General features: G+C 71.6%; 13 protein-coding genes. 11 read left to right on the top strand and 2 right to left on the bottom strand.

Annotated features, from left to right (window positions below):
• The first annotated feature begins 13 nt into the window (after nt 1-13).
• The 4 genes from ACRYR2_RS12815 (at nt 14) to polA (ending at nt 5257) form a co-directional block, all read left to right on the top strand.
• Nucleotides 14-787: an ABC transporter ATP-binding protein gene (locus ACRYR2_RS12815; protein ID WP_432563283.1), complete on the top strand. Its 774-nt coding sequence runs from the start codon at nt 14-16 to the stop codon at nt 785-787.
• Nucleotides 784-1536, top strand: a complete 753-nt coding sequence (locus ACRYR2_RS12810; protein ID WP_432563249.1) for an ABC transporter ATP-binding protein — start codon at nt 784-786, stop codon at nt 1534-1536. The genes ACRYR2_RS12815 and ACRYR2_RS12810 overlap by 4 nt, the downstream gene beginning before the upstream one ends.
• A gap of 286 nt (nt 1537-1822) precedes the next feature.
• Complete coding sequence (locus ACRYR2_RS12805) at nt 1823-2410, top strand: GNAT family N-acetyltransferase (RefSeq protein WP_432563248.1); 588 nt, start codon at nt 1823-1825, stop codon at nt 2408-2410.
• A gap of 39 nt (nt 2411-2449) precedes the next feature.
• Nucleotides 2450-5257: a DNA polymerase I gene (polA, locus tag ACRYR2_RS12800; RefSeq protein ID WP_432563282.1), complete on the top strand. Its 2808-nt coding sequence runs from the start codon at nt 2450-2452 to the stop codon at nt 5255-5257.
• A gap of 46 nt (nt 5258-5303) precedes the next feature.
• Here polA and ACRYR2_RS12795 read toward each other — a convergent pair whose 3' ends face one another.
• The gene (locus ACRYR2_RS12795; protein WP_432563247.1) at nt 5304-6158 is read right to left on the bottom strand and encodes a class I SAM-dependent methyltransferase; all 855 of its coding nucleotides are present in this window, start codon (nt 6156-6158) and stop codon (nt 5304-5306) included.
• A 169-nt stretch (nt 6159-6327) separates the two neighbouring features.
• Between ACRYR2_RS12795 and rpsA the strand changes: the two genes are divergently transcribed.
• Entirely contained in the window at nt 6328-7830 is a 1503-nt protein-coding gene (gene rpsA, locus ACRYR2_RS12790) for a 30S ribosomal protein S1 (protein ID WP_432563246.1), read from the top strand.
• A 101-nt stretch (nt 7831-7931) separates the two neighbouring features.
• Here rpsA and ACRYR2_RS12785 read toward each other — a convergent pair whose 3' ends face one another.
• Nucleotides 7932-8975 (bottom strand): LacI family DNA-binding transcriptional regulator, encoded by a 1044-nt coding sequence (locus tag ACRYR2_RS12785; protein ID WP_432563245.1) that lies wholly within the window; start codon nt 8973-8975, stop codon nt 7932-7934.
• A gap of 335 nt (nt 8976-9310) precedes the next feature.
• On the opposite strand from ACRYR2_RS12785, the gene chvE reads away from it, so the two are divergent.
• From chvE to uvrB, 6 genes are all read left to right on the top strand, one after another.
• The gene (chvE, locus tag ACRYR2_RS12780) at nt 9311-10459 is read left to right on the top strand and encodes a multiple monosaccharide ABC transporter substrate-binding protein (protein WP_432563244.1); all 1149 of its coding nucleotides are present in this window, start codon (nt 9311-9313) and stop codon (nt 10457-10459) included.
• Nucleotides 10460-10548: 89 nt separating this feature from the next.
• A complete protein-coding gene (gene mmsA / locus ACRYR2_RS12775) occupies nt 10549-12156 on the top strand; it encodes a multiple monosaccharide ABC transporter ATP-binding protein (RefSeq protein WP_432563243.1) in 1608 nt (535 codons plus the stop codon).
• On the top strand, nt 12153-13373 hold the full coding sequence (gene mmsB / locus ACRYR2_RS12770) for a multiple monosaccharide ABC transporter permease (RefSeq protein ID WP_432563242.1): 1221 nt from the start codon (nt 12153-12155) through the stop codon (nt 13371-13373). The genes mmsA and mmsB overlap by 4 nt, the downstream gene beginning before the upstream one ends.
• Before the next feature lie 187 nt (nt 13374-13560).
• Nucleotides 13561-14526, top strand: a complete 966-nt coding sequence (locus ACRYR2_RS12765; protein WP_432563241.1) for a glycosyltransferase family 2 protein — start codon at nt 13561-13563, stop codon at nt 14524-14526.
• A gap of 45 nt (nt 14527-14571) precedes the next feature.
• A complete protein-coding gene (gene coaE, locus ACRYR2_RS12760) occupies nt 14572-15480 on the top strand; it encodes a dephospho-CoA kinase (protein WP_432563240.1) in 909 nt (302 codons plus the stop codon).
• Nucleotides 15481-15490: 10 nt separating this feature from the next.
• Nucleotides 15491-17692, top strand: a complete 2202-nt coding sequence (gene uvrB, locus ACRYR2_RS12755; protein ID WP_432563239.1) for an excinuclease ABC subunit UvrB — start codon at nt 15491-15493, stop codon at nt 17690-17692.
• Nucleotides 17693-17695: the final 3 nt, after the last annotated feature.

The raw sequence follows: 17695 nt of genomic DNA, 5'->3' as shown, positions 1-17695 counted from the left end.
GCCGCTGCTGTCGATGGAGAACGTCACCCTGCGCTTCGGCGGGGTCGTCGCCCTCAACGACGTCTCCTTCGACATCCGGCAGGGGGAGATCCTCGGGCTGATCGGCCCGAACGGGGCGGGGAAGACGACGTGCTTCAACGCCCTGACCGGGGTCTACCAGCCGACCGAGGGACGCGTCGTCTTCGACGGGCAGCCGCTGGGCCGGCGCAAGCGGTACCAGATCAACCGGCTGGGCATCGCCCGCACGTTCCAGAACATCCGCCTGTTCGGCAACATGACGGCGCGCGAGAACGTCCTCGTCGGGGCCGACTCCCACCACCGCTCCGGTGTCGTGAACTCGCTGTTCCGGCTGCCCCGGCACCGGCGGGAGACCCGCGAGGGCAACCGCACGGCCGACGAGCTGCTGGACATGATGGACCTGGGGCACCGCGGCGACGACCTGGCCCGCAACCTCTCCTACGGCGAGCAGCGCCGCCTGGAGATCGCCCGGGCGCTGGCCACGCGGCCCAAGCTGCTGTGCCTGGACGAACCGGCCGCGGGGTTCAACCCGGTGGAGAAGCAGCGGCTCATGGACCTGATCCGGCGCGTGCGCGACCTGGGGAACACGGTGCTGCTCATCGAGCACGACATGCGCCTGGTCATGGGCGTCACCGACCGGATCGTCGTCCTGGAGTTCGGCAAGAAGATCGCCGAGGGGCTGCCCGCGGAGATCCGCAACAACCCGGCCGTCATCGCCGCCTACCTGGGCGTCGACGACGACCAGCTGTCCGAGGAGGGGGACCTGTGAGCACCGGCTCCGACCGCGTCCTCGGGGACGACCAGCTCGTCGTGGAGGACCTCAGCGTCAACTACGGGCGCATCGAGGCCATCCGGGACGTCTCGTTCCGGGTGCCCTCGGGTGCCATCGCCACCCTCATCGGCGCCAACGGCGCCGGCAAGACGACGACGCTGAAGACCGTCTCCGGGCTGCGCACCGTCCGCGCGGGCCGGATCGTCTTCGAGGGCCAGGACATCACCAAGGTGCCCTCGCACAAGCTCGTCCAGCGGGGCCTGTGCCAGGCGCCGGAGGGCCGCGGGACGTTCGTCGGCATGACGGTCGAGGAGAACCTCGACATGGGCGCCTACACCCGCAAGGACCGCCGCACGGCGGCCTACAAGCAGGACCTGGAGCGCGTGTACACGCTGTTCCCGCGGCTGCTGGAGCGGCGCACCCAGCCGGCGGGCACCATGTCCGGCGGCGAGCAGCAGATGCTCGCCATCGGTCGCGCGCTCATGAGCCGGCCCCGGGTGCTGCTGCTCGACGAGCCGTCGATGGGTCTGGCGCCCAAGCTGATCCAGCAGATCTTCTCGATCATCGTGGAGATCAACCAGCAGGGGACGACGGTGCTGCTCGTGGAGCAGAACGCCGCCCAGGCCCTGCGCATCTCCGACGTCGCGTACGTGCTGGAGACGGGCACCGTCGTGCGCTCGGGCACGGGCGCCGAACTGGCCTCGGACGACTCGATCCGCGCCGCCTACCTCGGCGGCGACGTCTAGGCCGCGGTCGCGGTGGGGGCTCGTCGCCTCCCCGGGGACGATCATCGTCCTCGGGGAGGCGACGAGCCCTTCCGCCTCCTCCCGGCCGGCCCCGCACCGCGACGTCGGGTGGTCGGTGAGCCACCCGGGGTGAAGGTCACGATCAGATCGCGATCTGATCTTCCGCCGCGAGCGCGCGTGCCCTAATCTCCGGCGAAGCCGCCCACGTCGTGAGCGGTCACCGGAGCGGGGGCCCGGTCTGCTTCGTCGGGTGCGTCGTCGACGCACCGCGCGGAAGGGGTTTCCCGTGGCACGACCCGCAGTCGAGGTGCGCGACGCCGGCGCCGGCGACGTCGACGTCCTCATGGCGCTGTACGCCTCCGCCCGCTTCGACCAGGCCCAGCTGCGCGCCTCGGTCGACAACGTGCGCGCCCGTCTGCTGCGCTCCCTGGAGCACGGCGAGGTCCGGGTGCTGCTGGCCTTCCTCGGCCCCGAGCCGGCCGGGTACGCCCTAATGACGACGTCGCCGCTGCTGCCGCTGGGCAACTGCGCCGGCCCCAGCATCGAGCACCTGCACGTCGTTCCCGACTTCCGCCACCGCGGGGTCGGGCGGGCGCTGCTGCGCAGGGCCATGCACCTGGCCGAGGCCGAGGGCGCCGACCAGGTCGCCTGCACCGTCCTGCCCGGCGACCGCGACTACACCCGCTACATGGCCCGGCTCGGGTTCGCCCCCGTCGTCGTGCGCCGCGCGGTCCCGCTGCCGGTGCTGCGCCGTCGGCTGGCCGACCCGGCCGCCGGCAGTGCGCACGCCACCGGCGTCGTGGCCCGCCGCCGGTCGCTGCGGGCCCGGCTGGCCCGCGCCGGGGAGTCGCTCGGGGTGCCCACCGCCGGGTGAGGCTCGCCGGGACGGTGACTGTCGCAGGGGCTGACTACCCTGGCGGACGTGACACCCCCCGCTGCCACCACGCCGGCTCGCAGGACCGCTGCGAAGAAGACGGCCGCCCAGAAGGCCGCCGGGCCGGCCCGCACCCGTCCGCGGTTGCTGCTCATCGACGGCCACTCGATGGCCTACCGGGCCTTCTACGCACTGCCGGTGCAGAACTTCGCGACGACCACGGGGCAGCCGACCAACGCCGTCTACGGCTTCACCTCGATGCTCATCAACCTGCTGCGCGACGAGGACCCGACCCACTTCGCCGTCACCTTCGACGTCTCGCGCGCCTCCTTCCGCACCGAGGTCTACGCCGACTACAAGGGCACCCGCACCAAGAGCCCGGACGAGTTCCGCGGTCAGGTCGGGCTCGTCAAGGAGGTCCTCGCGGCCCTGCGGGTGCCCGTCGTGGAGGTGGAGGGGTACGAGGCCGACGACGTCATCGCGACCCTCACCGAGCAGGCCGTCGAGCAGGGGTTCGACGTGCTGATCTCCTCCGGTGACCGCGACGCGTTCCAGCTCGTCCGGCCCGAGGTCACCGTGCTGTACCCGGTCCGGGGCGTGTCGGAACTGACCCGCATGACCCCCGAGGCCGTGGAGGAGAAGTACGGCGTCCCGCCGGAGCGCTACCCCGACCTCGCCGCGCTGGTGGGGGAGACCTCCGACAACCTGCCCGGCATCCCCGGCGTCGGCGCCAAGACCGCCGCCAAGTGGATCAACGCCTACGACGGTCTGGACGGCGTCATCGCCAACGCCGACCTGGTCAAGGGCAAGGCGGGGGAGAACCTGCGCGCCCACCTCGACTCGGTCATCCGCAACCGCCGCCTCAACGCGCTGGTGCGCGACCTGGACCTCGACACCACCGTTCCCGACCTCGTCCGCCGGGCCTGGGACCGCGAGCAGGTGCACACCGTCTTCGACGGACTGGAGTTCCGCGTCCTGCGCGAGCGCCTGTTCGCGACGCTGGAGTCGGCCGAACCCGAGGCCGAGGCGGGTTTCGGCGTCGACGGCGCCGTCCTGCTGGCCGGCGAGGTCGGCCCGTGGCTGGCCGACCACGCGCTGGAGCGCACCGGCCTGTTCGTCCAGGGCGAGTGGGGCCGCGGCACCGGGGAGGTCACCGGGGTCTCGCTGGCCGGGTCCGACGGCGTCGCCGCCTGGATCGACCCGCTCACCCTCGAACCGGCCGACGAGCAGGCGCTGGTCGCCTGGCTGGCCGATCCGGACCGCCCGAAGGTGGCGCACGACGTCAAGGGGCCCTCGCACGCGCTGCGCGCCCGCGGCTGGGACCTGGCCGGCGTCGTCTTCGACACCGCCCTGGCCGCCTACCTGTGCCGGCCCGACCAGCGCAGCTACGACCTGGCCGACCTCGCCGTGCGGCACCTCAAGCGCGAGCTGCGGGCCGAGGGCTCGGCCGCCGCGGCCGAACCGGCGGACGAGCAGCTGACCCTCGACGGCGGCGACGGCCCCGTCGGCGGTGACCTGCAGGCCCGCGCCGAGGAGGGCATGGTCCGGGCGCTCGCGATCGGCGAGCTCGCCGGCGTGCTGGCCACCGAGCTCTCCGAGCGCGGCGGCACCCGGCTGCTGTCCGAGGTCGAGCTGCCGCTGGTGGGGGTGCTGGCCCACCAGGAGCGGGTCGGCATCGCCGTCGACCAGCAGCTGCTCGCCGACCTCGAGAAGCACTTCGCCGACCGCGTCGCCCAGGCGCAGTCGCTGGCGTACGAGGTCATCGGCAGCGAGATCAACCTCGGCTCGCCCAAGCAGCTGCAGACCGTGCTGTTCGACCAGCTCGGGATGCCGAAGACCAAGAAGACCAAGACGGGCTACACCACCGACGCCGACGCCCTCGCCGCGCTGTTCGTCAAGACCGAGCACCCGTTCCTGGCGCACCTGCTCGAGCACCGCGACGCCTCGCGGCTGCGGCAGACCGTCGAGGGGCTGCAGAAGTCCGTCGCCGACGACGGCCGCATCCACACCACCTACCAGCAGATGATCGCCGCGACGGGCCGGCTGTCCTCGACCGACCCGAACCTGCAGAACATCCCGATCCGCACCGAGGAGGGCCGGCGGATCCGCGAGGCCTTCGTGGTCGGTCCGGGCGATGCGCAGGGCGGGTTCGAGTGCCTGCTGACCGCGGACTACTCCCAGATCGAGATGCGGATCATGGCGCACCTGTCGCAGGACGAGGGCCTCATCGCGGCCTTCACCTCCGGCGAGGACCTGCACCGCTTCGTCGGCAGCCGGGTGTTCGGGGTGGCGCCCGCCGACGTCACATCCGAGATGCGCGCCAAGATCAAGGCGATGTCCTACGGCCTGGCCTACGGCCTGTCGGCGTTCGGCCTGTCGAACCAGCTGAAGATCTCCACCGAGGAGGCCCGCGGCCTCATGGACGAGTACTTCGTGCGGTTCGGCGGGGTCCGCGACTACCTGCACGGTGTCGTCGACGAGGCGCGCCGCGTCGGCTGGACCGAGACCATCCTGGGCCGCCGCCGCTACCTGCCCGACCTGTCCAGCGACAACCGCCAGCGCCGCGAGATGGCCGAGCGCATGGCGCTGAACGCGCCCATCCAGGGCTCGGCCGCCGACATCATCAAGGTCGCGATGCTGGACCTGGACAAGGGCCTGCGGGAGAACGGGTTGCGCTCGCGTCTGCTGCTGCAGGTCCACGACGAGCTGGTCCTGGAGGTGGCCGAGGGCGAGCGCGAGCAGCTCGAGGCGCTGGTGCGGCGGACCATGGCGGGAGCCGCGGACCTCGCGGTGCCGCTCGACGTGTCCGTGGGCATCGGGCAGAGCTGGCACGAGGCGGGGCACTAGTGGCCCGGCCGGGAAGTTCCCGGACGGGGACTTCCCGGCCGGACCACTAGGCCCGGTCGGCGACGAGCACGAGGGTTCCCGGCAGCAGTTCGCCGCGCAGCCGGCTCCACCCGCCCCACACGGCGTCGCCGGAGGCCCACTCCGGCTCGACGAGGTCGCGCACGACGAAACCCGCCCCGACGAGCAGGCGGACCCAGTCACCCACGGTCCGGTGGTGCTCGGCGTAGGTGACGGTGCCGTGCTCGTCGGACTCCACGTAGGCGCGGCGGTCGAAGTAGGAGTGGGTGGCGGTCAGGCCCTCGGGGCCGGGGACGTCGGGCAGGGCCCAGCGCAGGGGGTGGGGCACGCTGGCGGCGAACCGCCCGCCGGGTCGCAGGACGCGGGCGGCCTCGGCCAGGACGCGGTCGGCGTCGGCGACGAAGGGCAGCGCGCCGTAGGAGGTGAAGACGACGTCGAAGGCGGCGTCGGCGAAGGGCAGGACGCGCGCGTCGCACTGGGCCAGCGGCACCCCGGCCTCGCGGGCGGCTGCGGCCCCTTCGCGCAGCATCCCCAGCGACAGGTCGCTCGCCACGACACGGGCGCCCCGGGCCGCGACCCAGCGGGCGCACTGCGCCGCGCCGGCCCCGAACTCCAGGACGGTCGCACCGGCCAGGTCGCCCAGCAGGTGCGCGTCGGCCTCGCGCAGGCCGTCGGGGCCCCACACCAGGTCGGAGCCGGCGCGGTCGTCGCCGAGGAAGGCGCCGTGCTCGAGCCGGTACCCGGAGGCCTCGGCGTCCCACCAGCTGCGCTGGGCGCGGACGGTCTCGTCGGCGCCGACCGGGCGACGGCCGACGGAGGGCTGGTCGGGCAGGTCGGGGGTGGACCCGGGGGGCGACTGGGGGGAGGGCTGGGGGGAGGGCACGGCGCGATCGTCGCAGCACCACCCGGCTTTGACCCCCTCCCCAGCACCCGGGTAGGCTCGTACGGCTTGCGTCTCCGGGTGTCACCACTGGCTCCGGTGGTGCAGGTGGCGGCCGGGAACCTCCCGGGCCCGCGACCCTACGACTGTCCCTGACGGAGCCCCTACCTCCATGACGACCACCACGACCGCGCCGGCGGGCACCACTCCTCAGATCGCGATCAACGACATCGGATCGGCTGAGGACTTCCTTGCCGCGGTCGACGCGACCATCAAGTACTTCAACGACGGTGACATCGTCTCCGGCACCATCGTGAAGGTCGACCGTGACGAGGTCCTCCTCGACATCGGTTACAAGACCGAGGGCGTCATCCCCTCGCGTGAGCTGTCGATCAAGCACGACGTCGACCCCAACGAGGTCGTCGGTGTCGGCGACGAGGTCGAGGCCCTGGTCCTCCAGAAGGAGGACAAGGAAGGTCGGCTGATCCTGTCCAAGAAGCGCGCTCAGTACGAGCGCGCCTGGGGCACGATCGAGGCCAAGAAGGAAGCCGACGAGGTCGTCGAGGGCACCGTCATCGAGGTCGTCAAGGGTGGGCTCATCCTGGACATCGGCCTCCGTGGCTTCCTGCCCGCGTCGCTGGTCGAGATGCGTCGCGTCCGCGACCTGCAGCCGTACGTCGGCCAGAAGATCGAAGCCAAGATCATCGAGCTGGACAAGAACCGCAACAACGTGGTCCTGTCCCGCCGCGCCTGGCTCGAGCAGACCCAGTCGGCGGTCCGCCAGAACTTCCTCACGACCCTGCAGAAGGGTCAGGTCCGCTCCGGCGTCGTCTCCTCGATCGTCAACTTCGGTGCGTTCGTCGACCTCGGCGGCGTCGACGGTCTGGTCCACGTCTCCGAGCTGTCCTGGAAGCACATCGACCACCCCTCCGAGGTCGTCGAGGTCGGCCAGGAGGTCACGGTCGAGGTCCTGGACGTCGACATGGACCGCGAGCGCGTCTCCCTGTCGCTGAAGGCGACCCAGGAAGACCCGTGGCAGCAGTTCGCCCGCACCCACGCGATCGGTCAGGTCGTGCCGGGCAAGGTCACCAAGCTCGTCCCGTTCGGTGCGTTCGTGCGCGTCGACGACGGCATCGAGGGCCTGGTCCACATCTCCGAGCTGGCCGAGCGCCACGTCGAGGTGCCCGAGCAGGTCGTCCAGGTCAACAGCGACATCTTCGTCAAGGTCATCGACATCGACCTGGAGCGTCGCCGGATCTCGCTGTCGCTGAAGCAGGCCGACGAGTCCCTGGCCGCCGCCGGCGACGAGTTCGACCCGTCGCTGTACGGCATGGCCGCCGACTACGACGAGCAGGGGAACTACAAGTACCCCGAGGGCTTCGACCCCGAGACCAACGAGTGGCTCGAGGGCTACGAGGCTCAGCGCGAGGAGTGGGAGGGCCAGTACGCCCTCGCCCACGAGCGTTGGGAGGCGCACCGCAAGCAGGTCGCCGAGCGCGCCGAGGCCGAGGCCAAGGCCGAGGCCGAGGGCACCAGCGCCCCCGCGAGCAGCAGCTCCAGCAGCAGCTCGTCGGCTCCGTCGTCGTACACCTCGGAGGCTCCGGAGGCCGCGGGCACGCTCGCGTCCGACGAGGCCCTCGCGGCGCTGCGCGAGAAGCTGACCGGCGGGAACTGAGGTTCACGCTGATCGGCTGACGATCTGAACGAAGGCCCCGACCGGATCCCGGTCGGGGCCTTCGTGTCTCCGGGCCGCGCCCTCGCCCTCGGGGGAGGGGATCAGCGCAGGACGGGCGGGGGAGCGGTGCTGGACCGGACGACGAGGGCCGGGGCGACCGGTCCCGGCTCGACGACCCGGTCGCGCAGCCGGCCCAGCAGCACGCGCACGCAACGCCGGCCGATCTCGGCGAAGTCCTGGTGGACGGTCGTCAGCGGCGGGGCGTAGAAGGCGGCCTCGGGGACGTCGTCGAAACCGACGACCGACACGTCGTCGGGAACGCGCAACCCCTTGCTGGACAGGGCGTGCAGCACCCCCACGGCCATGGCGTCGTTGCCGACGAACAGCGCCGTGACCTCCTCCAGGGGCAGTTCGGCCACGGCCGCGCAGCCGGAGGCGGCCGACCAGTCACCGCGGACGGGGCGGGGCACCACGCGCAGCCGGTCGACCAGAGCGGTGCGCCACCCGGTGGACCGCGCCCGGGACTCGGCCCAGTCGGCCGGGCCGGCGATGTGGTGCACGGTGCGGTGCCCGAGGTCGAGCAGGTGCTCGACGGCCTCGCGGGCCGCCGCCACCTCGGCCCAGTAGGCGTCGGCGACCCCGGCTCCGTCGAGGCCGGGCGCCAGGACGCAGGGGAAGGCGGCGTCGGCCGCGCGGACCGCCTCCTGCGAGGCGTCCTCGGGCACGACGGCGATCGCCCCGTCGACGTACTGCGCGCGCAGGTCCTCCAGCGCCTCCTGCACGCTGGCGGTCGTCAGCTCGGGCAGCATGACCAGGGAGACGGCGTAGCCGGCGGCGCGGGCGGCCTCCTGGATCCCGGCGAGGGTCATCCCCGCGCCGTACAGCGAGGCGCTGGCCGCCACGACGCCGATGCGGTGCGAGCGGCGGGTGACCAGCGCGCGGGCGGCGACGTTGGGGCGGTACCCGATCTCGGCGATCGCGGCCTCGACCCGCTCGCGGGTGCGCCGGGCCACCGACGGGCTGCCGCGCACCACGCGGGAGACGGTCTGCTGGGAGACCCCGGCGAGCTGGGCGACGTCGGCGAGCACCGGCACGCGCGCGTCGTCGGGAGAGGTCCCCCGCGCGGCGTCCGAGTCCGCAGACATGGCGTGTCCCACTTCTCTTCGGTGGCCGGTTCCTCACCGCTGAAGACCGGGGATCGGATGGGGCGAGGGAGCCGGGTCGACCTCGCGGCGTCAGAGTAACCCACGAACCGTCACCGGGGACTGCTCCGCCGGGTCCTGCCGCCAAGCGGGTGTTCCGCTTGACGCTGCCGAATGGCAACGCTAACAATGAGGTCACCAGTTCAACCTGCCGTGCGGTCGACGGGTCGAGGAAGCCCGCACCGGACGGTAGATCCCCGATGCGCCACCACGGCGCACACCCAACCGCCGCGCGCCTCCGCGCGGCTGTTCACGAGGTACAGAGGAGTTCCGCCGTGATGAAACGCCGCAGTGCCCTGGCCGTCTTCGGTGCGGGCCTGGCCCTGACCCTCGCCGCGTGCGGCGGTGGCGGTGCCGGGTCCGACACCGGGTCCGGTGACAGCAACGAGTCGGCCAACGCCTCCGACATCACCATCGGGGTCGCGATGCCGACCCAGACGTCCGAGCGGTGGATCGCCGACGGGAACAACGTCAAGGCGGGGCTGGAGGCGGCCGGTTACAAGGTCGACCTGCAGTACGCCAACGACGACATCCCGACCCAGTCGCAGCAGATCGACCAGATGATCACCAAGGGCGACAAGCTCCTGATCGTCGCGGCGATCGACGGCACGGCGCTGAGCAGCCAGCTGTCCTCGGCGGCCGCCGCCGGCATCAAGGTCATCTCCTACGACCGCCTCATCCGTGGTTCGGCGGACGTCGACTTCTACGTCTCGTTCGACAACTACAACGTCGGTGTGCAGCAGGGCACCTCGCTGCTGACCGGGCTCGGCCTGCTGAACGCCGACGGTTCCCCGGGAACGGCCACCGGCCCCTTCAACGTGGAACTCTTCGCCGGCTCGCTCGACGACAACAACGCCCAGTTCTTCTGGGACGGCGCGATGGACACCATCCAGCCGTTCATCGACAAGGGCCAGATCGTCGTCAAGTCGGGGCAGACGAAGATCGACCAGGCCGCGATCCTGCGCTGGCAGCAGGAGACCGCGCAGAAGCGCATGGAGGACCTGCTGACCTCCGCCTACGGCGACGGCAGCAAGGTCGACGGCGTGCTGTCCCCGTACGACGGCATCTCCCGCGGCATCATCACCGCGCTGCAGAACGCCGGTTACGGTGCGGGCCAGACGATGCCGGTCATCACCGGGCAGGACGCCGAGATCGCCTCGGTCAAGCTCATCAACGACGGGGTCCAGTACTCGACCATCTTCAAGGACACCCGCAACCTCGCCGACGAGGCCGTCAAGGCCGCCTCGGCGATGGTCGAGGGCGAGGAGCCCGAGGCGAACGACACCGAGACGTACGACAACGGCGTCAAGGTCGTCCCCTCGTTCCTGCTCGAGTCGCAGATCGTCACCAAGGACAACGTCACGAGCGCCCTGGTCGACACCGAGTACTACACCCAGGCCGAGGTCGACGCCGGCAAGGCCAGCTGACCCACCTCCGCGTCCCCGCCCCGGAAACCGGGGCGGGGACCGTCTGGTGCCAGCGACCCAACCACTCCCACGAGGACGACGGTTCACCGATGACCGACACCACCCACACGCAGCCCAACATCTTGGAGATGCGTTCCATCACCAAGACCTTCCCCGGGGTCAAGGCGCTGTCCGACGTCTCGTTGTCGGTGCGGCGCGGTGAGGTCCACGCCATCTGCGGCGAGAACGGCGCCGGGAAGTCGACGCTCATGAAGGTCCTGTCCGGGGTCTACCCGCACGGCACCTACGAGGGCGAGATCCACTTCGACGGCCAGCTCTCGACGTTCTCCGGCATCGCCGACAGCGAGCGGGCCGGCATCGCGATCATCCACCAGGAACTCGCGCTCGTGCCGTACCTGTCGGTCGCGGAGAACCTCTTCCTCGGCAACGAGATCAAGGGCCGTGGCGGGCTCATCGACTGGAACCGCACCAACGGTGAGGCCTCCAAGCTCCTGGCCCGCGTGGGGCTGAACGAGAACCCCACGACGCCCATCGGCCAGCTCGGCGTGGGCAAGCAGCAGCTCGTCGAGATCGCCAAGGCCCTGAGCAAGGACGTCAAGCTCCTCATCCTCGACGAGCCCACGGCCGCGCTGAACGACAACGACTCGGCGCACCTGCTCGACCTGCTGCGCCAGCTGCGCAGCGAGGGCATGACGAGCATCATGATCTCGCACAAGCTCAACGAGATCGAGGCCATCTCCGACGCGGTGACGATCATCCGCGACGGCCGCACGATCGAGACCCTCGACATGCGCGCCGACGCCGTCACCGAGGACCGCATCATCCGCGGCATGGTCGGCCGCGACCTCGACAGCCGCTACCCCGAACGGGAGTCGCACCCGGGCGAGGAGATCCTGCGCATCGAGGACTGGACCGTCGGGCACGCCTCCCAGGACCGCCTCGTCGTCGACCACGCCTCGCTCACCGTCCGTGCCGGCGAGGTCGTCGGCATCGCCGGGCTGATGGGCGCCGGCCGCACCGAACTGGCCATGAGCGTCTTCGGCCGCAGCTACGGCCGCTACCTCGGCGGGCAGCTGTTCCTGCACGGCAAGCCCGTGCAGGCGCGGTCGGTGCGCGAGGCGATCCAGGTGGGGCTGGCCTACGCCACCGAGGACCGCAAGAAGTTCGGCCTGAACCTCATCGACGACATCAAGCGCAACATCTCCGCCGCCGCGCTGGACAAGCTGGCCCGCACCGGTTTCGTCAACGCGCACGAGGAGATCAAGGTCGCCGAGGACAGCAAGCGGAGCATGAACATCAAGGCTCCGACGGTCAGCGCGCTGACCGGGAAGCTGTCCGGCGGCAACCAGCAGAAGGTCGTCCTGTCGAAGTGGATCTACTCCGACCCCGAGGTCCTCATCCTCGACGAGCCGACGCGCGGCATCGACGTCGGCGCCAAGTACGAGATCTACACGATCATCAACCGCCTGGTCGCGGCCGGCAAGGCCGTCATCGTCATCTCCTCCGAACTGCCCGAACTGCTGGGCATCTGCGACCGCATCTACACCCTGTCCGCCGGCCGCATCACCGGTGAGGTGCCGATCGCCGAGGCCTCGCAGGAGAGCCTCATGGTCCTCATGACCAAGGACCGTTCCCTCACGACCGGCCCGACCGGTTCGTCCCCCGAAGAACTCACCCCGCAGGAGCACTCCGCATGAGCGGCAGCACGCTGACCAAGGCGCCCGCACCGGAGCCGAAGACCGGTACGGCGAACCCCTTCCGCGCCATGACGCAGAACCTGCGCGAGAGCGGCATCTACATCGCGTTCGTCGTCGTGGTGCTGCTGTTCGCCGTCCTCACCGACGGGCTGTCCCTGAGCCCGACGAACGTCACCAACATCGTCCTGCAGTACTCCTACGTGCTGGTGCTGGCGATCGGCATGCTCATCGTCATCGTCGCCGGCCACATCGACCTGTCGGTGGGGTCGGTGGTCGCGCTCACCGGGGCGGTCTCGGCGCAGCTGGTCATCGGCTCGAGCCAGCCGTGGTGGGTCGGCATCCTGGCCGCCCTCGGCGTCGGCGTCCTCATCGGGGCCTGGCAGGGCTTCTGGGTCGCCTTCGTCGGCATCCCGGCCTTCATCGTGACCCTCGCCGGCATGCTGCTGTTCCGCGGTCTGACGTTCTACGTCCTGGACAACGTCTCGCTCTCGCCGTTCCCGGAGCAGTACGGCAAGGTCGCGACCGGGTTCATCAACGGCCTCATGGGCGGGTACGGCTACGACGCCTTCACGCTGTTCATCGCCGCGCTCGGGGTGGTCGGCTTCGCCGTGCAGCAGGTCCGGACCCGCATCGCCAAGGTCCGCTACCAGCAGGTCGTCGACGCGATGCCGCTGTTCGTCCTGAAGATCGTCGCCGTCGCCGTGGTCGTCATGGCCTTCGCCTGGCAGCTGGCGCACAGCCGCGGCCTGCCGATCGTGCTGATCGTCCTCGCGGCGCTGATCCTCATCTACTCGACGATCATGAAGTCCTCGGTGTTCGGCCGGCAGGTGTACGCCATCGGCGGCAACCTCGCCGCGGCCCAGCTGTCCGGCGTCAACGTGCGCCGGGTGAACTTCTGGATCTTCGTCAACATGGGGTTCCTGGCGGCCGTCGCGGGCGTCATCTTCTCCTCGCGGTCCAACGGCGCCCAGCCCAGCGCGGGCACGAGCTTCGAGCTCGACGCCATCGCCGCGGCCTTCATCGGTGGTGCCGCCGTCACCGGCGGTGTCGGCAAGATCCAGGGCGCGATCATCGGTGGTCTGCTCGTCGGCGTGATCTCCAACGGCATGCAGCTGCTGGGCGTCGACCAGTCCCTGCAGCAGGTCATCAAGGGCCTGGTGCTGCTGCTGGCCGTCGCGTTCGACGTCTTCAACAAGCGCCGCGGCGGGGTGCGCTGAACCCCACCCTCCACGAGAAGGGCCCGACCGGTCTGCCGGTCGGGCCCTTCGCCGTTCCCGCACGGTTTCCCGGCGGCCCGACGGTTCCCGCCGGAGTCGTCAGGGGCCTGCCCGGCGCCTTGTCCTGGGCGGGGCGCGAGGGGAGGTTGCGGGGAGGAACGCATCCGGGCCCACCCGAAGGAGCGCCGTGACCGACCGTGCCAACCCGACCGTGAGCGTGGTCGTCTGCACGTACACGCCCGCCCGCTACGCGGTGTTCCGCGATGCGGTGCGAGCCACCGTCGCCCAGCTGCGCGAGGGTGACGAACTCGTCGTCGTGGTGGACCACCACCCCGAGCTCCTCGGGCGGGTGACCGTCGACTTCCCGAGGGCCACCGTGGTGGAGAACTCCGGTCCGCGCGGGTTGTCCGGTGGCCGCAACACCGGAGTGGCCAAGGCCGGCGGGGACGTGGTCGTCTTCCTCGACGACGACGCGGTGCCCCGCCCCGGCTGGCTCGAGGGCCTGCGCGCCGGCTTCCGCCGCGAGGCGGTCAGCGTCGTGGGCGGGGGAGTCGTCGCCGACTGGGAGGGCGGCCGCGCGCCCCGGTGGTTCCCCGAGGAGTTCGGCTGGATCGTCGGCTGCGACTTCCGGGGCCTGCCCGGGGAGGGTTCGCCGGTGCGCAACCCCATCGGGGCCAACATGGCCGTGCGCGCCGCCGCGTTCGGCGTCGTCGACGGGTTCGACACGACGAGCGGCCGGGTCGGCGCCCTGCCGGTGGGGTGCGAGGAGACCGACTTCTGCATCCGGCTGCGCCGGGCCGACCCGAGCGCCCTGATCGTGCGCCGGCCGAGCGCGGTGGTCGACCACCGCGTTCCGCGGGCGCGGCAAACGGTCTCCTACCTGTTCAGCCGCTGCTGGCACGAGGGCCGGTCCAAGGGACTGCTCGCGGCCCGGCTCGGGACGGCCGACGGACTGTCCGCCGAACGTCGCTACGTGCTGCGCACCGTCGGCAGCGGCGTCCTGCGCCACGTGGCCGCGCTCGCCCGTGGGGACGTGGCCGGACCGGCCCGTGCCGCGCTGCTGGCCGCCGGCACCGTGGTCACCGCGGCCGGCTACGCCAGCACGCGCTCACCCTCCTCGCCCGTCGTGGTCAGCAGCCCCGCCGGGGTGTGAGCCGCCGGCGCCCGCCCGGGCTCGCCGTTCGTCTAAGGTCCTGACGTGCTGCGAGTGGGTCTGACGGGTGGCATCGGGGCGGGCAAGTCGACGGTCTCGGCGCTGCTGGCCGACCTCGGTGCGGTCCTGGTCGACGCCGACGTCCTGGCCCGGGAGGTGGTGGCCCGCGGAACCGACGGCCTGGCGGCCGTGGTGGCCGAGTTCGGTCCGCAGGTCCTGACCGCCGCGGGCGACCTGGACCGGCCCGCGCTGGGACGGATCGTCTTCGGCGACGCGCGGCGGCGGGCGGCGCTCAACGCCATCGTGCACCCGCGGGTCGCGCAGCGGCGGGCGGAGCTGGCCGCGGCCGCACCGGCCGACGCCGTCGTCGTGGAGGACGTGCCGCTGCTGGTCGAGACCGGCGCGGCGCCGGGCTACCCCCTCGTCGTCGTCGTCGACGCCGGCGCGCACGAGCGCCTGCGGCGGCTCGTCGAGGACCGGGGGATGGATCCCGACGACGCCCGGGCCCGGCTGGCCGCGCAGGCCACCGACGAGCAGCGGGCGGCCGCGGCCGACGTGCTGCTGCCCAACCCGCGCCGCACCGACGGCGCGGCCGACCCGCTGCCCGGGCTCGTCGAGCGGTTGTGGCACGAGCGGCTGGTCCCGTTCGAGGCGGGCCTGCGGGCCGGCCGCCCCGGGCCGGTGCCGGCCGGGGTCCCGGGCGCCGCCGACGCCGACCGGGTGCGCGCGCGGGTCGAGCGTGCCCTCGGCGCCCCGGTGCAGCTGGCCGCGCCGACCGGCTGGCCGCTGCGGGTGCAGGCGGTGGCCGACGAGGTGAGCGCGGGCGACGTGACCGGTGCCCTGCACGCCGTGGGTTACGTCCCCGCAGGTCAGGACGCCTTCGCCGGCGCCGACCCGGGCTGTGCCGTCCGCCTCGACCTCGTCCGGGCGGCTCGTGTCGGAGGGCCCGCCTAGGCTTCCCCCCATGCGGCCGACGACAGACATCCAGCGCCGGGTGGCCCCCTTCCAGGTGGTCTCCGAGTTCTCCCCCTCCGGCGACCAGCCCGCCGCGATCGCGGAGCTGGCCCGGCGCGTGAACGCGGGGGAGCAGGACGTCGTGCTGCTCGGTGCGACCGGTACCGGCAAGTCGGCGACGACGGCCTGGCTCATCGAGCAGGTCCAGCGCCCCACCCTGGTCATGGCGCCGAACAAGACGCTCGCCGCCCAGCTGGCGAACGAGTTCCGCGAGCTGCTGCCCCACAACGCCGTCGAGTACTTCGTCTCCTACTACGACTACTACCAGCCCGAGGCGTACGTCCCGCAGTCGGACACCTACATCGAGAAGGACTCCTCGATCAACGACGAGGTCGAGCGGCTGCGGCACTCGGCCACGAACTCGCTGCTGACCCGCCGCGACGTCGTCGTGGTCGCCACGGTGTCCTGCATCTACGGCCTGGGCACGCCGCAGGAGTACGTCGACCGGATGGTGACGCTGAAGGTCGGCGACACCATCGAGCGCGACGACCTGCTGCGCAAGTTCGTGGCCGAGCAGTACACCCGCAACGACCTGGCGTTCACCCGCGGCACCTTCCGGGTGCGCGGCGACACCGTCGAGATCATCCCGCAGTACGAGGAGCACGCGCTGCGGATCGAGTTCTTCGGCGACGAGATCGACGCGCTGTACACGCTGAACCCGCTGACGGGGGAGGTGCTGCGCGAGGAGGAACTCGTCTACGTCTTCCCCGCTTCGCACTACGTCGCCGGTCCCGAGCGCCTCGAGCGTGCCATCGGTTCCATCGAGGCCGAGCTGGAGGGCCGGCTGGCCGAACTGGAGCAGCAGAACAAGCTGCTGGAGGCGCAGCGGCTGCGCATGCGCACGACGTACGACATCGAGATGCTGCGCCAGGTCGGCTCCTGCTCGGGGGTGGAGAACTACTCCCGGCACCTGGACGGCCGGGAGCCGGGGTCGGCCTCGAACACGTTGCTGGACTACTTCCCCGAGGACTTCCTGCTCGTCATCGACGAGTCGCACGTGACGGTCCCGCAGATCGGCGCGATGTTCGAGGGCGACGCCTCGCGCAAGCGCACCCTGGTGGACTTCGGGTTCCGCCTGCCCAGCGCCATGGACAACCGGCCGCTGCGCTGGGAGGAGTTCCTGGAGCGCACGGGGCAGACGGTGTACCTGTCGGCGACGCCGGGCGACTACGAGCTCTCCCGGGGCAAGGGCGTGGTCGAGCAGATCATCCGCCCGACCGGCCTGGTCGACCCCGAGGTCGTCGTCAAACCCACCAAGGGCCAGATCGACGACCTGCTGCACGAGATCTCGCTGCGCACGGCCAAGGACGAACGCGTCCTGGTGACGACCCTGACGAAGAAGATGGCCGAGGACCTCACCGACTACTTCCTCGACCAGGGGGTGCGGGTGCGGTACCTGCACTCCGAGGTCGACACCCTGCGCCGGGTGGAACTGCTGCGCGAGCTGCGCCAGGGCGAGTACGACGTCCTGGTCGGCATCAACCTGCTGCGCGAGGGCCTGGACCTGCCCGAGGTCTCGCTCGTGGCCATCCTCGACGCTGACAAGGAGGGGTTCCTGCGCTCCTCCAAGTCCCTGATCCAGACGATCGGCCGCGCGGCCCGCAACGTGTCCGGCCAGGTGCACATGTACGCCGACACGATCACCCCCTCGATGGCCGGGGCCATCGAGGAGACGAACCGGCGTCGTGAGAAGCAGATCGCCTACAACAAGGAGCGTGGTGTCGACCCGATGCCGCTGCGCAAGCGCATCGCCGACATCACCGACCTCATCGCGCGCGAGGACGCCGACACCGCCGAGCTGCTCGCCGCGACGCGGGGCGGGGGCGCGGGCGGCAGCGGTCGCTCGCAGTCGCGGGGCAAGACGCCCACGCCCGCGAAGACCACGGGGGCCAGCACGGCCAAGGCCGGCGGCAAGGCCACGTCCAAGGCGCCGACCGGGGGCAGCACGGGCCGGAACGTCGGCCGCGAGGTCGGTCCCGAACCGCGCGGGTCGATGCCGCAGGCCGACCTGGCCCAGCTCATCCAGGAGCTCACCGACCAGATGCACTCCGCGGCCGCCGAGCTGCAGTTCGAGCTCGCGGCCCGGTTGCGCGACGAGGTCGGGGACCTGAAGAAGGAGCTGCGCGGGATGCGGGCGGCCCAGGGCGCCTAGGGC

It is taken from the genome of Kineococcus deserti (assembly GCF_050871945.1).
Classification (GTDB): Bacteria; Actinomycetota; Actinomycetes; order Actinomycetales; family Kineococcaceae; genus Kineococcus.
This window is presented reverse-complemented; position numbering and strand designations above follow the sequence as displayed.

Bases quoted from the DNA above. Each gene is read 5' to 3' on its own strand.
- ACRYR2_RS12815 (WP_432563283.1), top strand. From the start codon at position 14: ATGGAGAACGTCACCCTGCGCTTCGGCGGGGTCGTCGCCCTCAACGAC.
- mmsB (WP_432563242.1), top strand. From the start codon at position 12,153: ATGAGCGGCAGCACGCTGACCAAGGCGCCCGCACCGGAGCCGAAGACC.
- chvE (WP_432563244.1), top strand. From the start codon at position 9,311: ATGAAACGCCGCAGTGCCCTGGCCGTCTTCGGTGCGGGCCTGGCCCTG.
- mmsA (WP_432563243.1), top strand. From the start codon at position 10,549: ATGACCGACACCACCCACACGCAGCCCAACATCTTGGAGATGCGTTCC.
- uvrB (WP_432563239.1), top strand. From the start codon at position 15,491: ATGCGGCCGACGACAGACATCCAGCGCCGGGTGGCCCCCTTCCAGGTG.
- rpsA (WP_432563246.1), top strand. From the start codon at position 6,328: ATGACGACCACCACGACCGCGCCGGCGGGCACCACTCCTCAGATCGCG.
- ACRYR2_RS12785 (WP_432563245.1), bottom strand. From the start codon at position 8,975: ATGTCTGCGGACTCGGACGCCGCGCGGGGGACCTCTCCCGACGACGCG.